Genomic DNA, 14910 nt, shown 5'->3' on the forward strand with positions numbered 1-14910 from the left:
CTTTGTAGGACGGCCTGTCGACTTGCGTCCTCGGCGTTCAACATAAAAACCTTCTTTGCCTTCTTCAAGATAGATGCGCTCCCAGTCTGAGACTCTATTATGATTACTCACATCGAATTCCCGTGCTGCTTCCCTGTGGCTCAACTTTTCTTTGTGCATCGTTTCAACAACCTTGATTTTGAATTCCGGTGTGTATCTCTTATTTGGTATTCCTTTAGGCATAAAAATGCCCCCTTCCGTTAGATTTCTAATTGGTATATTTTTATTATACCACATTGTCTAACAAAAGGGGAGCATTTCAAGATCCGGTCTGCATAAACCTTATTGTGTCAGAGTACGCCGGCTATGTAAAGCAGGAACAGCAGCAATATTACCAGGAAGAGAATAAATACGAATTTGATCATCGCAACGCTTCTCTTCTTTTCCTTAGCCTTGTGGCTCTGATACTCGTAAACAGCATCCTGCTTGAACTGCTGAGTAAACTTTGTGGGAGAGATAGGATTGAGCATATCGTCAATGTTTATGCCCTTGTACTTTTCAGCCATGATCTTCTTGGGGTCTGTCTCGTTAGGATCAAGCTCATAGAATGAGTTGGAAGTAAGAAGCTTCTTGTCCATCTTCTTCTCATTTATAGCATCCATTTCAAGCGCAGGTTCTGTGCCTGCAACACCAAGAGCATCACCGTTATCGTAGATGTGGGAGGTGTCAACGCCCTTCATTGTCTCCGCTCTGTTGGAACGAAGCATCTTGATAAGTGCATTTGTGTAGAGGTTCTCTTCCTCTTCCTCTTCTTCCTCAACATCGATCTGTGGTTCTTCAACCTGATCTACCAGATCAGCAAGCGATCTGCTGCCCTTCTTGAAGCTTCCCTTTGGAACAGTAACAGAACCGGGCTCCACAGCAGGGAGAGTTCTCTTTTTTACAACAGGAACAGGCTGCGAAAGAACAGGTGTCTGATCTGCGCTTGTAAGAGAGCTTGAAGCTGGAGTGCCTGCACTCTTTGGAGGTATCTTGACTCTCTGTCTTCTTGTAGGAATGAGCATATCTCCGTCGTCGTCCACTGCAGGTGCAGCTTGCTTGATTTGTGACGGAGGAGGAGCGACCGGCTTCGGAGCAGCAGAAGGCGGCGTAAGAGGTACCTGTTCTGCCTGTTCCTGCGGCTGATCCACTGCAGGTTCTTCACTTTTTGGAACGATATTAGCAGCAGGTCTCAGCGGCTGCTTCGGCGGGATAGGCTTGATCTTTTCAAGCTGATCTGCTTCCGGAGGAGCAGGCTCAGTGTGATCCGGCTCAGGAGGAATAATATCGCTCATATCTGCCGGTGCCTTGTCGCCGATAATATATGCTGCGGAAATGGAGGATGTGCTTGTATCGAAGCTGTTGGACTCAACTGCCTCTGTGTCGGTCTTGAAGCTGACCATCTGCCCCTGAGCAACATCGAAATACTCCTCACCGTCTTTAACAGCTATCTTCAGAAGAGGAGGCTGCTCACCGGGCTTTGGAAGATTAGCCTGAGGAATCTCAACGAACTCAAATTCTTCGTCAACGTCAACTCCTGCGATCTTAAGTATCTCCGTTGCGGTGGAGCATCTCATGGAGCCTCTTACCATTTCCTTGATAGGAAGCAGAATGATGTCGCAGAATGTTGCGTAAAGGGTCCTGAGCGTAGAAACCTTGTCTCCGGGCATATTCTCCGGGAAACGGTGGTCAAAAAGCTTTCCCCACTGATCGGGAGTTGAGATGATCATGCTGTCGATGTGCTTGCAAAGAAGTATCCACAGCTCATGCTCCTCAAAGCTCCTGTCGTTGGTTATAAGCCACATATAGCATCTCAGAAAACAGTCGTAGCAGGTAATATCACGAAGGTTGAGCATGATGTCGTCAACGTTCAGCGGCGCAGAGAACTGCTCGCTTGAATAAGCAAAGCATCTGTAACCGTTGCTGGCGATCTTTGCATAGGCTGTTTTAAGATCACCCACGCCTCTTTCAAAAGGCGGAAGTGAACCGTCAAAATCAAAATCAGTCTTATACTGGCTTATAGTGCCACCTTCAGCCATAGAGATGAGCTTGTCGTACAGCTCTGTGATCTTCTCCGCAGGAGTATCAACAGCTGTTCCAAGCACTCTAAATGGGTTAAAGGTGAAAAGCTCTGTAGCGGTTACTCCAAGTTTCAAGTTCGGCACCCAAAAGCCCTCCTTTTTCTTTCGTAATTACTTCATTTACCGCTGTATATCCCGAGTTTTATGCAGATGAGGCATTCACCTGTCAGCCAAATTTAAAATTTCAAAAATTTAAAAAAAGGCATAATTTGCTCAAAAGAATACAACTTTATGTTATTATAACAAATTCTTTTCGTTCATATATCAACAAAATAATAACATTATATGTCTAAAAGGTGAATGTGTAACGTAATGCACAAAAAACTACCTGAAAATTATACGGTCTGTTATCACTAAAGTATTTGCAATTTCATGCGAAATATAGTATAATGTAATAGAATAAATGCGTATATGTGGATATTGTTTGCTTATTGCGCTCACAATATATAGTTATTTCCGACCTCTCCGGGTCGATATGCAGACGTGTTTTTTCAAATATGCTCCCCAAATCATAATCGGAGGTAAAATATATGGGATTATTCGGAAAGAAGAAAGAGGAAATAAAATCGCCGTCCGCACCTGTGAACAAGGTCAATGCCGACGACATCTGGAATGCACCGATAAAGAAAAAAGAGACCGTTTCCATAAAGGAATCAAAATATGACGATGCAAGGGAAGAAGTGGTTGACGGCGTAACGCCTGTTGACCCTGAGGTCCTTAAAAAGAATATGGCCGAGCTTGATAAGTTTGTTGAGGAGCGTGATGCACGTCCCGCAGTTACTTATCATGACTTTGATACCGACCCTGTGCATCAGGACGAGGTAACAAAGGCTCAGGAGGGCTTTGAAAAGGACTATGCTATTTCTCATAAGGCGTTTGTGGATTCACATAAGGAAGACATATCCGTGGCTAATCTTGAGGAGATCGACGATAAACTCAAGGTGATGATCGAGGAGCATAACAATAAGCTCCATGAGCTTGAAACTATGGACTATGATTTCAAGACCGTATCTGACAGCGAGGTGCAGGAGAAAATGGCTGATCTGCCGTATGCCCTCAAAGAGGAGGAGTACGAGCATTATAAAGACATCAAGGGTGTCAGCGTGTCTCAGGACGAGGTGGATAAGCTTGGTTCCATCGACCATAGCAACGATCCCGATGAGATTGGCGAGGTGACCGCTGAACAGCTGGCTCAGGCCACCGACGAATTTGAGAGAAGCCGCCGGGATAAGAAATAAGCACATTTTAATTTTAGGAGAGACTTAAATTGGAGATCAATACCGATAACGCAATAGTAAAGTTTTCAGCTAAAGGAAAGCCGTTCCCTTATGATAAGCTTTTTTATGAAACAGTGAATAAATACATCCTGGAGTATAAGAACGCACGCCTTGATAAGCTCACCGAGAAGGACGCTTCCATTTGTCTTGCAAGGATAATCAGAAAAATGGAGGTCAATGACGTTCCCGTACAGCAGTTTTTCAAGCAGGAGCTTGACAGCTGGATTGATGAGTCCAACTATCAGCGTGTGCTGAAGCTGGTGGATCTTATGGCAAAGGATATTTTCTGCTGCTTTGATAAGAACAGAGACCTGCCTAACGGCGACTTCTGCCGCACCGACAGGATCTACTGTGTAAACAATGACGGCGAAAGGGACTATATCGTGTGCAACGATATGCATAAACAGGGTATGTTCAAGAAAGTCCCCACAGCATACACATTGTACTTCAACGAGCTTATGGAGCGTAATAAGCGTGGAATGCTGCCTAAGTCAAAATAAATCACCCTTTAAGGAGTAATAATATGGTTGTAATCGAAATGGAAAACGGCAAAAAGATCAGGATCGAGCTTTATCCCGATAAAGCCCCTATAACCGTTGCAAACTTTGAAAAACTGGTGAATGAAGGCTTCTATAACGGACTGACCTTCCATAGAGTCATCAGCGGCTTTATGATCCAGGGCGGAGACCCTCTGGGCAATGGCACAGGCGGCTCAAAGGAAAAGATAAAGGGCGAGTTTGCATCAAACGGTGTACCAAACGATATAAAGCACGTCCGTGGCGTTTTGTCCATGGCAAGATCCATGAACCCCAACTCTGCAAGCTCTCAGTTCTTTATCATGCATAAGGACGCTCCTCACCTTGACGGTCAGTATGCCGCATTCGGAAAGGTAGTGGATGGCATTGAGGTAGTTGACGAGATCGCAGCCGTTGATACCGATTTTCGTGATAAGCCTGTGATCCCACAGGTCATGAAGTCTGTGACCATTGAATAAACAAACAGCCTGTCCTCTGTGAGATGTTCTTTCAGAGGATTTGTCATGCAATAAAAATACGATTGGATAATAGTATGAAGCTTTTGAAAAATCTTATTGCTATTACAGCAGCCGCTGCGTGTATCTTTTCCGTGAGCATTTGCTGCTTTGCCGAGCCCGATGAAAAAGATGAGGGCAGGGATGATGAAAACTATGTTATAACTACCACCACAGGAACCTCTGCCAAGGGCAAGGACGTTGTCTGGACACAGGTTACCGAAAAGAAACAGGTCAACGGGCTGGATAACGACGCCGTGCAGGTCAGTGTGAATGTTACCGCCGTTGAGGGCAAAAAGTTTACCGCCGTTATCGACGTTCAAAGTCCTAAGCACAGCATAACTTATGCCGAAGGTTCTGTGGGATACGAAAAGACCGCTTTCAAACTTGTTTCCGCCTCTGTTTCCGAAAAAGCAGGAGGCAGCCTTGAGGATACAAAGGAAGAGGGAAAGTACAGCTTTAAGTATTCAAACCCACAGGGAAGCAGCTATAAAGGCGAGTATATCGTAATGGAGTTTGAAACACTCAGCGAGGAGAAAAAGGACGATGTGCTTTTTCTTACCGTAAACTATATACTTGATGAGCAGAGCAACGCTGTAAGCTTCAATAAAACCGACGGCATGGTCAAGCTTACCGAAACTCCCGACGTTTCATCGGATGTGAAAACTATCCGACTTTCTACCAACGCCGAGCCGTATACCTTTGAGCAGCTTGGATTTAAAGACATTATCAACTGCGAGATAGAGGATTCCCAGGTCGCTAAGTATGCCGACAACGGTATAGTTGCCATGATGCCGGGAAAGGTGCAGGGCAAGCTTATAAATAAAGATTACAGCATACAGAAGATAACCATAGAGGTCTTCCGTTCCGACGGGGATACCGGTGAAAATGCGCCGGCGGACACCGAGGACGGTAAGAGCGATGATAAAAAGCAGATGCCTGCCAAAAAGAGCGTTAATCTGGGAGTACCTGTCCTGCTTATAGTTTTCGGAGCGTTTGCTTATTACCTTACACTGCGCAGAATGAAGATCCAGAGGATCCATTCGCCACGCCAGACACCGCCGAGAGGGGCTTATGATCCAAGAGCATATGCTCGTCCGCAGCGACCTGCGCCTTACCGTAGAGCGCAGAATAACAGCTACCAACGCCGCAGACCTGCATCGCCTCCTTCGAGGAATGTTCCCAGAGACAATAACAGACCTCCGTACGATTATTATTGATCACAAATAGCTCTCCCGTTTATAAGCGGGGGAGCTTTTTTATAAAAATCAATCAATGTACTTTACAAATTATTTCTTTTGTGTTATAATAATGTGTATAATCTGTACAATAAATATAGACTTATTGGAAGTGAGGTGACTGCTATGGATTGGATAGAGGCGGAAATAGCCACATCTACAACGGGTATCGAGGCTGTGACAGGACGTCTGCTGGAGCTGGGGATAGACGGCTTTGTTATAAAGGACCCCGGGGATTTTCAGGCGTTCCTTGACGATAAGGAGGGCAACTGGGACTATATCGACGACGACCTTATGGGCTTGAAGGACTGCGAAACAACGGTCACAGTCTACCTTGAAAACAACAGCAGCGCACCGGAAATGATAAGCGCAATACGGTCTGAGCTTGATGTGCTCAAGTCTCTTGGAGAGGATATGGGAAGGCTGGAGCTTGAGCTGAAAAATATCCGTGAGCAGGACTGGGCAAACAACTGGAAAAAGTATTTCAAACCTCTTTGTGTAGGCGAGAAGCTGCTTATTAAACCCAGCTGGGAAACTGTGGCGGAAGACGAAAAAAGAAAGATAGTGGAGATTGATCCTGCCGCATCTTTCGGCACCGGTCAGCACCATACCACGCAGCTTTGCCTTGAACTTCTGGAAAAGAATATCACCGACGGGTGTTCGCTGCTTGATCTTGGCTGCGGAAGCGGTATACTTTCCATAGCCGCCATGGTTATGGGCGCAGGCAGTGCCGCTGCGGTGGATATTGACGAAAACTCAGTGAGGATAGCCGCAGAGAACGCAGGGAAAAACAATATCGCACCTGACAAGTATAAAACCTTTGCAGGCAATATTGTTACCGATAAAGCCCTTGTTGAAAGCATAGGAACGGGCTACGACGTGGTATGCGCCAATATCGTCGCAGACGTGCTCGTGGCGATGAGCGGTCTGTTTGGAAGGTTCCTGAAGCATGGCGGAAAGCTTGTCGTTTCGGGCATTATTGATTCCCGTAAAGATGAGGTGCTTGACAGGATAACCTCGCAGGGATTTGAGCTTATCGAGGAGAAAAATAGGGACGACTGGAACGCAGCGTCCTTTGTATACAGATAAAAAAGAAAGGATGAAACAAATATGCAGCTTTTATTTTTGGTAATTAAGAGGGTGGAGCTTGTAGACGAAATAATGATAGCTCTTGCCCAGGCAGGTGTCAGAGGCGGCACAAGCATTGATAGCGTTGGAATGGCAAAATCCATAAGCGGTGCTGAAAATCTGGCAACTATCGGTCTGCTCAGCTCTATACTCAAAGGTGTGGACCCAACGCAGAAAGGCAAAACAGTCTTTGTTGTGGTCGACGATGAGCAGGTACAGTCCGCTATCGCAGCTATCAAAAGCGTAACGGGCGAACTTACACAGCCCAATGCAGGCGTACTTTTCACGGTACCTATAACCTATGCTGAGGGTATAAACTAATAATTTGCAAAAGAAAAGACTGCTGCGCTGTGCAACAGTCTTTTTTGTTTGTCTTTAGTACTGAGCCGCAGTGGTGACCTTTGCCGTTTCAAAAAACTGGTTCCATGCGTAGCCGGTAACATTGTTATATTTTATAAGATACCAGCCGTTTTCGTCTTTGATAAGGTCTACAACAGCGCCGGTAGGTATTGTGCCGATGTCACCTGATTTTGAGTTTGGCTTAGGGTGGACAAGTACAGCCGATATGCACTTTATACGCTGTATAGCAGCAGCCCCTCCGCCTTCACCGGTTTCGGTTTTGCTGTCAACATTGTACCTTACCCGCTCCTTGGTGGTCTTAGCCTGATGCTCAACACCGGTTGTGGTGGCAACAGTAGTACCTGTTGGAAGGGTGACGGTTATCGTTCCTGTCTTAGCCGATACGTTCGCATCGTGAAGAAAAAGCACCTTTGCAAAAAACAGAATTACCAGCATTACAAGCGCAAGAGCCACAAGCATACCGATTATTCCCTTGGTGGTCTGGGAGAGCAGAGGAGCCTTCTCGGCGTAATCAGCATCAGCCTGTGCCAGCCCGTCATGGAAATGCCTTCCCGCATCTCTTGCGTTTCTTCTGCGCTGAGCAAAATCACCTGCTCTGTCGCTTCCGCCTGCCGAGTCAAGGTTTTTATCTATATCCTTTTGATAATTAGGATTGTCTGACATTTTTTTCTTCCTCTCATAGGGTTTTGTTCATATACATAATTATTATACTTTTTTCCGCACTTTTTGTCAAGCCTAAAAACGGATATTTTATCCCGCTTTTGGAGTTTTGTCCTTTGATCGTCAAGTTAGTCAATATAGGAGAAATAAAGCAGGCGTAAGTTGTATTTATCGCAGAAAAATAAAAAATCGTGCCGATCTGCTTGAAAAATAATCTGTATATGTTATAATAAATAAGAAAGACCTGTAAAATAAAATGAAGGATAAAAGGTGAAGAATATGAATATTGCAGTTGCACAGTCCGGCGGTCCCACCAGCGCAATAAACGCCTCCCTTGCAGGCGTGGTAAAAGAGGCACTCAGACACCCTGAGATAGAGAACATCTATGGTTCGCTCAACGGTATTGAGGGAGTTCTGTCCCGGAGAATGGTGGACCTTAAAGAGGCTCTGTCCGCCCCTGAAGATATGGAGCTGCTGAGAGTGACCCCTTCAACGGCACTGGGTTCCTGCCGTTATAAGCTTCCCGATGCAGACAGCGGAAGCGACGTGTATAAGAAGATAGAGGACTGCTTTGAGGAGTATAGTATCGGTGCATTTTTCTACATAGGCGGCAACGATTCCATGGATACCGCCGCAAAGCTTTCCGATTATTTCAAGTCCAGGGGGATAAAGATAAAGGTCGTTGGGGTGCCAAAGACAATAGACAATGACCTGCCGGGTACAGACCATACCCCGGGCTTTGGAAGCGCAGCAAAATATGTTGCAGCCACAATGTCGGAGATAATCTGTGACAGCACCGTTTATGCCCTTGAATCTGTTACCATAGTTGAGATAATGGGCAGACACGCAGGCTGGCTCACCGCATCTTCCTGCGTTCTCAGAGCAGCAGGAGAGTGTGCGCCCCACCTTATCTACCTGCCCGAGTGCAAGTTTTCCGCACAGGGCTTTATCGAGGATATAAAACAGCAGCAGAAAAAACATAAAGCGGTCATCGTCGCCGTTTCCGAGGGTGTACAGTTAGAGGACAGCAAGTGCCTGCGCAATGATAAGCTGGATGTTTTCGGTCACCAGCAGCTTTCAGGTATAGGCAAGACACTTGAGGAGCTTGTGAGGGACAAGATCGGCTGTAAAGTACGCTCGATAGAGCTTAATGTAATGCAAAGATGCTCGGCGCATATCTGCTCCAAAACGGATATAGACGAGGCAGAGACTATCGGAATGGAAGCCGTAAAGGCAGCCATTGTGGGCAACAGCGGCATAATGATGGTCTTCAAGAGAGTATCCGATCAGCCGTATGCTGTTGAAATAGGCTGTATTGATGCCCACGATACAGCTAATAAGGAGCAGTTTTTCCCGGAAAAGTGGATCAGCGAAAGCCACAATAATGTCACCGACGATGCTGTAAACTATTTTCTTCCGCTTATCCAAGGCGAGATCCCCGTACCTATGAAAAACGGTATGCCCGTGCATTTCAGGATCAAATAAGCAAATGGCTTACTGTACAATAAAACGTACAGCAAGCCATTTTTGAGAGGTCATAATATGGGAAAGAAACTTGTTTTTCTTGATATCGACGGAACGCTTGTGGATAAGCTTGAAACGATACATCCGTCAACGATAAAAGCTTTGGAGCTTGCAAGAAAAAACGGCCACAGATTGTTTATAAGCTCCGGCAGGTATAAGGGGATCGTGCCTCGCTGCCTTGCCCCGCTGCATATTGATGACGGCGTATTTGCTGCGGGCGCAAACGTCTTTTGCGGCGGGGAAGTGATCTTCAACAGCACATTTGAGCCCGGTGCTTATGACAGAATAATTGACGTGCTGATAAAACACCGTGCCATGATAGTCGCTGAAACGCTGGAAAGCGAAATGCTCTTTGGCGAGAACTGGCGCAGCGAGTTTGAGGGAATGAAACAGTGGATACTCAGCCTTGGCGGAAGCTTTGTCCGCCGTGCTCCGAAAGGTCTTTCCACCGTGGGCAAATTCGTGTACAAATCAGCCGACTGTTCAAATGAGCAGCTTCGCAGTGAGCTTGCTGATATCTGTAATGTCATAACCCTTAGTTACCCTGATTCTTCCACCGGCGGCGAGATAATGCAGCCCGGTGTCAATAAGTCTGTGGGAATACAAAAGGTGCTTGAATATTACGGCGCTGATATTTCGGACACTATTGCTGTGGGTGACGGGGCGAATGATATTGAGATGCTTGAATTCTGCGCTGTGGGAGCTGCTATGGGCAACGCTTCCGAAATTGTAAAAGCTCACGCCGATATAGTAACCGACAGGATCGAAAACGACGGACTGTACAAGGCTTTTGAGCTTTGCGGACTGATATGAAAACAGGGAGAACCGTTTGTGAGTTCTCCCTGTTTCTTTACTTATCAAAGCTTGGGTTGAATGCGTAGAAGTTCTTAGAATCAAGCATCTCCTGAACCATTCGCTGTGCCTCACCGAAGCGCTGGAAATGCACGATCTCCCTTGCACGCAGGAACTTGATCGGGTCACGTACATCCGGATCGTCTGCAAGACGCAGAATGTTGTCGTAGGTCACTCTTGCTTTCTGCTCTGCGGCAAGGTCTTCGTTGAGGTCTGCAATAGCGTCGCCTGTGCTCTGGAAGGTCGCCGCCGTGAAAGGCACGCCCGAGGCTGCGATAGGATAAACCCCTGTGGTGTGGTCCACAAAGTAAACGTCAAAGCCGCTTTCCTTGATCTCCTTCATGGACAGGTTTCTCGTCAGCTGGTAGAGGATAGTGCCTATCATCTCCATGTGGGAAAGCTCCTCGGTACCGATGTCCGAAAGCACTGCCTGTACCTCACGGCAGGGCGCAGAGTACCTCTGATTGAGGTAACGCAGAGCAGCACCCAGCTCACCGTCCGGACCGCCCAGCTGGCTGACAATTACCTTTGCAAGGGCAGGGTTAGGGTTCTTGATGTTTACAGGATACTGTAATTTCTTTTCATATTGCCACATCAGCTTTCACCCCTTTCCCATGGGAACGGAGTGGTTACCCAGCCCCACTTTTCCTCGGTGCTTGACTGTTCAGCCCTTATTGGACCGTATTTTTCAGCGTATTCGTCCATAAGCTGCTCGTGCTCCTTTTTGTGCTGTGCATAGTATTTCAAACCATAGGGACAGGTCGGGTGGCTGTCAAGATACAAATTGGCTTCCACAAGTGCAAAGGAAGCCTGTTGGATCTTGCGCATAAGCTTCTGTTTGTCATTTAGCAGGGGCATTTTTCACAGCCTCCTCTCCTATGAACGGTTTGTCAAGGGCAGCAAATATCGTACCTCTGCATAGTGCCGTCTCCTCGTCGTAAGGTTCTTCCCATGTCTGGAAGGGCACATAAGCCATGGCAAGGGGAGTGCTTTTTGGGAAAGCCCCCGTAACCACAGGGCAGCTCATGACCGGCTCGCTCTCTTCCTTTTTGCCGAAAAGCTCAAAGAAAACTTCTTTTTCGTTTTCCAAATACATTCATCTCCTTAACTGAAAACAAAGGTCTTAAAAGCCTGCGGAAGCAACCGTACGGCTTTGGAACATAATATGCAGATGCCACGGAAAATGTAACTTTTGTAGTATAGCGCTATAAAGCTTTAATGTGAAAAATAACCAATTATTGATTTGCGTTATAAGTATCTTTGTTTTTTTTGACATTGACAAAGTGCGTAAATAGGTGTTATATTTATATTGACCAGTAATATGCGGTCTTTTTAAGTTTATAAAGGAGTGAATTAAAAATGAAATTGGCTAAGAAATTTATGGCACTTTCACTTGCTGCTGTTATGGCAGGTTCGTGCCTTACAGCCTGCGGCGATTCCAGTAAGTCCGACGGCAAGGGCGGCGACGAGAACACTATCGTCATTGGCGGAAGCGGTCCTTTAACAGGTGATGCTGCGCAGTACGGCGTTGGCGTAAAGAACGCTGCTCAGCTGGCAGTTGACGAGATCAACGATGCAGGCGGAGTGAACGGCGTAAAGTTCAAGCTCGTTTTTGAAGACGATGAGGCTGATAAGGGCGATAAGGCTGTAAATGCCTACAATGCACTTAAAGATAAGGGTATGCAGATAATGCTGGGTACCGTTACAACAGGTTCCTGCCTCGCAGTTATCGACAAGACAAAGCAGGATAACATTTTCCAGATCACACCTTCCGCATCTGCTCAGGACGTTATCAAGAACGATAATACATTCCAGATCTGTTTCACAGACCCTAACCAGGGTAAAGCTTCTGCTGACTATATCGCAGAGAACAACGTAGCTAAGAAAATCGCTGTTATCTATGACAGCTCTGACGCTTATTCTTCCGGTATCTTCAATACCTTCAAGAGCGAAGCTTCTGAAAAGGGACTTGAGATCGTTGCAGAGCAGTCCTTCACAAGCGATTCCAAGACTGACTTTTCTGCACAGATCACAGCTGCAAAGAACGCAGATGCAGAGCTTCTCTTCCTGCCTATCTACTATCAGCAGGCATCTCTTATCCTTGCACAGTGCAAGTCTGCAGGTTTCGCACCTAAGTTCTTCGGCTGCGACGGACTTGACGGACTGCTTGACGTTGAAAACTTTGACAAGTCACTTGCTGAGGGCGTAATGCTTCTTACACCGTTTGCAGCTGACGCTTCCGACGATGCAACTCAGAAGTTTGTAAAGGCTTACAAGGAAAAGTATAACAACGAGACTCCTAACCAGTTCGCAGCTGACGCTTACGACGGAATCAAGATCATCGCAAAGCTGGTTGAGAAGGAAAGCATCAAGGGCAACATGAGCACAAGTGATATCTGCGATAAGCTCAAAAAGGCTATCAGCAGTGACGACTTCAGCTACGACGGACTTACCGGTGTAAGCATGAAGTGGGGCGCTGACGGTGCAGTTTCCAAGAATCCTAAGGCTGTTGTTATCAAGGACGGCAATTACAGCGCACTTTAATATTCAGCATTTATATCAGATGAGCTGCTGCATTTTTGCGGCGGCTCATTTTTTTGTATAAAAAAGTGATTTATTTATAATAAAAGTGTTGCAAAAATATGGGTTATGTGGTACAATTATAAAAGATTGTGTCCTATGTCGTTCCGACGTGGGGTATCACTCTTTTAAACTATGGAAGGATGTTTTATATGGCTTTTCTTGAGACCCTGATAAACGGCATAAGTCTTGGAAGTATTTACGCCGTTATTGCATTGGGTTATACGCTTGTTTACGGAATTGCAAAAATGCTGAACTTTGCCCATGGAGATGTAATAATGGTGGGCGGCTATGCGGTGTTTACCGCCATGGTCACATGGAACTGGTCACCCTGGCTGGCAATGCTCTTTGCAGTGGTTGTTTGTACACTGCTTGGTATCACTATCGAAAAGGTGGCTTATAAACCACTCAGAAAGGCAAGCAGCTTGTCTGTGCTTATTACAGCCATTGGCGTGAGCTATTTTCTTCAGAATATGGCTTTGCTTATTTTTAAGGAAAAGCCAAAGGTATTCACATCTGTTGTCAATATCCCGAAGATCACCCTTTTTGACGGTAAGGTCGTTATCAAGGGCGAAACAACAGCCGCTATAATCACATCGGTTGTGATCGTTGTGGCACTTTCACTTTTTATAAACCATACACAAAAGGGAAGAGCTATGCTTGCGGTCTCCGAGGATAAGGACGCAGCCCAGCTTATGGGTATAAACGTCAACAGCACCATCTCCCTGACCTTCGCCATTGGCTCGGGACTTGCCGCAGTGGCAGGTATGCTGCTTTGCTCCTCTTACCCTACCCTTACCAATACCACAGGCGCAATGCCGGGCATCAAAGCCTTTGTTGCAGCTGTTTTCGGCGGTATCGGTTCTATCCCCGGAGCAATGATAGGCGGAATTCTTATCGGCGTCATCGAGATACTGGGAAGAGCCTATATCTCCCCTCAGCTTGCAGATGCTATCGTCTTTGCAGTGCTTATACTGGTGCTTATGGTAAAGCCTACCGGCATCATGGGCAAGAAGATAAATGAAAAGGTCTGATAGAGCTATACAGCCTTAATCTATGGAAAGGATCGATCAAGTGTGAAGAAAAAGATCAAACCGATGACCAGAAAAAGCTTTATTACATATGGCTTGTTGCTCATCGTTTTTGTGGCTGTGGAGATTCTTATCTCAACAGGTAATATATCAAGTATGCTCAAGGGACTTCTTGTGCCCATATGTGTGTATTCAATCCTTGCTGTGTCCCTTAACCTTACGGTAGGTTTTCTGGGCGAGCTCAGCCTGGGACAGGCAGGATTTATGTGTATAGGTGCTTATTCAAGCGCAATTTTCTCCAACCTGGTGAAGGAAACCATTACACAGCCGCTTATAAGATTCCCCCTTGCAATACTGGTGGGCGGCATTTTTGCAGCTCTTTTCGGCATCATAATCGGAATACCTGTGCTCAGACTCCGTGGTGACTACCTGGCTATCGTTACCCTTGCATTCGGCGAGATAATTAAAAACGTATTTGCCGCACTCTATATCGGCTACGACAGCGCAGGACTGCATATCTCCCTGAAGAGTCAGGGCGACCTGGGGCTTGCACCCGACGGCAAAATGATAATCAACGGTGCGTTGGGTATAAGCGGTACCCCAAACGATTCTACGTTTGAGATCGCCGCAGCAATTTTGTTTATTACCCTTATTATAGCCTATAATTTTGTTAATTCACGTACCGGAAGAGCGGTAATGTCCATAAGGGATAACCGTATCGCTGCCGAGTCCGTGGGACTGAATATCACCAAGTATAAGCTTATGACCTTTGCCCTTACTGCCTTTCTGGCAGGCGTTGCAGGCGTGCTCTATTCCCACAATTTCTATTCACTCCAGGCGTCGAAGTTCGATTACAACCTGTCCATACTGGTGCTTGTTTTCGTGGTGCTGGGCGGAATCGGAAATATAAGAGGAAGCGTTATCGCAGCAATAATTCTGACAATGCTCCCGGAGCTTCTGAGAAGTATAAACAACTATCGTATGCTTATGTATGCAATAGTTCTTATCGTAATGATGATTTGTACATCCAACGAAACCATAAGGTCCTTCTTTGTGCGTAATATTGAAAAGTTCAAAGGACTTTTCAAAAAGAATAAAGCACAGACCGAAACGGTAAAGGAGGGTGAATAA

17 protein-coding genes are annotated in these 14910 nt (G+C 46.1%); 11 read left to right on the forward strand and 6 right to left on the reverse strand.

Annotated elements, in window-relative coordinates; genetic code table 11:
• Together T494_RS0106010 and T494_RS0106015 are read right to left on the reverse strand one after the other, a co-directional pair.
• Positions 1-222, reverse strand: a 222-nt coding sequence (locus T494_RS0106010; protein WP_028505518.1) for a transposase, incomplete at its 3' end; no start/stop codon positions are given.
• A gap of 107 nt (positions 223-329) precedes the next feature.
• On the reverse strand, positions 330-2183 hold the full coding sequence (locus T494_RS0106015) for a hypothetical protein (RefSeq protein WP_028505519.1): 1854 nt from the start codon (positions 2181-2183) through the stop codon (positions 330-332).
• 446 nt (positions 2184-2629) lie between these two features.
• On the opposite strand from T494_RS0106015, the gene T494_RS0106020 reads away from it, so the two are divergent.
• The 6 genes from T494_RS0106020 to T494_RS0106045 all read left to right on the forward strand — a co-directional run bounded on the left by T494_RS0106020 (position 2630) and on the right by T494_RS0106045 (position 7093).
• On the forward strand, positions 2630-3337 hold the full coding sequence (locus tag T494_RS0106020) for a hypothetical protein (protein ID WP_028505520.1): 708 nt from the start codon (positions 2630-2632) through the stop codon (positions 3335-3337).
• Positions 3338-3366: 29 nt separating this feature from the next.
• Positions 3367-3876 carry a hypothetical protein gene (locus T494_RS0106025; protein WP_028505521.1) on the forward strand — a complete coding sequence of 170 codons (510 nt, stop codon included), beginning with the start codon at positions 3367-3369 and terminating at the stop codon, positions 3874-3876.
• A 23-nt stretch (positions 3877-3899) separates the two neighbouring features.
• Positions 3900-4370, forward strand: a complete 471-nt coding sequence (locus tag T494_RS0106030) for a peptidylprolyl isomerase (protein ID WP_028505522.1) — start codon at positions 3900-3902, stop codon at positions 4368-4370.
• A 74-nt stretch (positions 4371-4444) separates the two neighbouring features.
• The gene (locus T494_RS0106035) at positions 4445-5626 is read left to right on the forward strand and encodes a hypothetical protein (protein ID WP_028505523.1); all 1182 of its coding nucleotides are present in this window, start codon (positions 4445-4447) and stop codon (positions 5624-5626) included.
• Positions 5627-5770: 144 nt separating this feature from the next.
• Positions 5771-6733 carry a 50S ribosomal protein L11 methyltransferase gene (gene prmA, locus T494_RS0106040; RefSeq protein WP_028505524.1) on the forward strand — a complete coding sequence of 321 codons (963 nt, stop codon included), beginning with the start codon at positions 5771-5773 and terminating at the stop codon, positions 6731-6733.
• 36 nt (positions 6734-6769) lie between these two features.
• Positions 6770-7093: a hypothetical protein gene (locus T494_RS0106045; RefSeq protein WP_242836398.1), complete on the forward strand. Its 324-nt coding sequence runs from the start codon at positions 6770-6772 to the stop codon at positions 7091-7093.
• A gap of 54 nt (positions 7094-7147) precedes the next feature.
• Here T494_RS0106045 and T494_RS12485 read toward each other — a convergent pair whose 3' ends face one another.
• Complete coding sequence (locus tag T494_RS12485; RefSeq protein ID WP_051540144.1) at positions 7148-7795, reverse strand: SH3 domain-containing protein; 648 nt, start codon at positions 7793-7795, stop codon at positions 7148-7150.
• Between the two features lie 276 nt (positions 7796-8071).
• Here T494_RS12485 and T494_RS0106055 point away from each other — a divergent pair, with 276 nt between their 5' ends.
• Positions 8072-9277 (forward strand): 6-phosphofructokinase, encoded by a 1206-nt coding sequence (locus tag T494_RS0106055; protein WP_028505526.1) that lies wholly within the window; start codon positions 8072-8074, stop codon positions 9275-9277.
• Between the two features lie 57 nt (positions 9278-9334).
• Positions 9335-10129 carry an HAD family hydrolase gene (locus T494_RS0106060; protein WP_028505527.1) on the forward strand — a complete coding sequence of 265 codons (795 nt, stop codon included), beginning with the start codon at positions 9335-9337 and terminating at the stop codon, positions 10127-10129.
• 37 nt (positions 10130-10166) lie between these two features.
• On the opposite strand, the gene T494_RS0106065 is transcribed toward T494_RS0106060, so the two are convergent.
• From T494_RS0106065 to T494_RS12490, 3 genes are read right to left on the reverse strand one after another with little or no spacing between them, the layout of a single operon-like run.
• On the reverse strand, positions 10167-10763 hold the full coding sequence (locus tag T494_RS0106065) for a manganese catalase family protein (protein WP_028505528.1): 597 nt from the start codon (positions 10761-10763) through the stop codon (positions 10167-10169).
• Positions 10763-11026 carry a spore coat protein CotJB gene (locus T494_RS0106070; RefSeq protein WP_028505529.1) on the reverse strand — a complete coding sequence of 88 codons (264 nt, stop codon included), beginning with the start codon at positions 11024-11026 and terminating at the stop codon, positions 10763-10765. The genes T494_RS0106065 and T494_RS0106070 overlap by 1 nt, the downstream gene beginning before the upstream one ends.
• Positions 11010-11258: a spore coat associated protein CotJA gene (locus tag T494_RS12490; protein ID WP_347490870.1), complete on the reverse strand. Its 249-nt coding sequence runs from the start codon at positions 11256-11258 to the stop codon at positions 11010-11012. Before T494_RS12490 ends, T494_RS0106070 begins: the two co-directional genes overlap by 17 nt.
• Before the next feature lie 269 nt (positions 11259-11527).
• Here T494_RS12490 and T494_RS0106080 point away from each other — a divergent pair, with 269 nt between their 5' ends.
• The 3 genes from T494_RS0106080 to T494_RS0106090 all read left to right on the forward strand — a co-directional run bounded on the left by T494_RS0106080 (position 11528) and on the right by T494_RS0106090 (position 14910).
• Positions 11528-12712 (forward strand): ABC transporter substrate-binding protein, encoded by a 1185-nt coding sequence (locus tag T494_RS0106080; RefSeq protein WP_028505531.1) that lies wholly within the window; start codon positions 11528-11530, stop codon positions 12710-12712.
• Between the two features lie 188 nt (positions 12713-12900).
• On the forward strand, positions 12901-13782 hold the full coding sequence (locus tag T494_RS0106085) for a branched-chain amino acid ABC transporter permease (RefSeq protein ID WP_028505532.1): 882 nt from the start codon (positions 12901-12903) through the stop codon (positions 13780-13782).
• A gap of 63 nt (positions 13783-13845) precedes the next feature.
• On the forward strand, positions 13846-14910 hold the full coding sequence (locus tag T494_RS0106090; protein ID WP_051540172.1) for a branched-chain amino acid ABC transporter permease: 1065 nt from the start codon (positions 13846-13848) through the stop codon (positions 14908-14910).

The sequence above is a fragment of the Ruminococcus sp. FC2018 genome (genome assembly GCF_000621805.1).
Classification (GTDB): domain Bacteria; phylum Bacillota; class Clostridia; order Oscillospirales; family Ruminococcaceae; genus Hominimerdicola.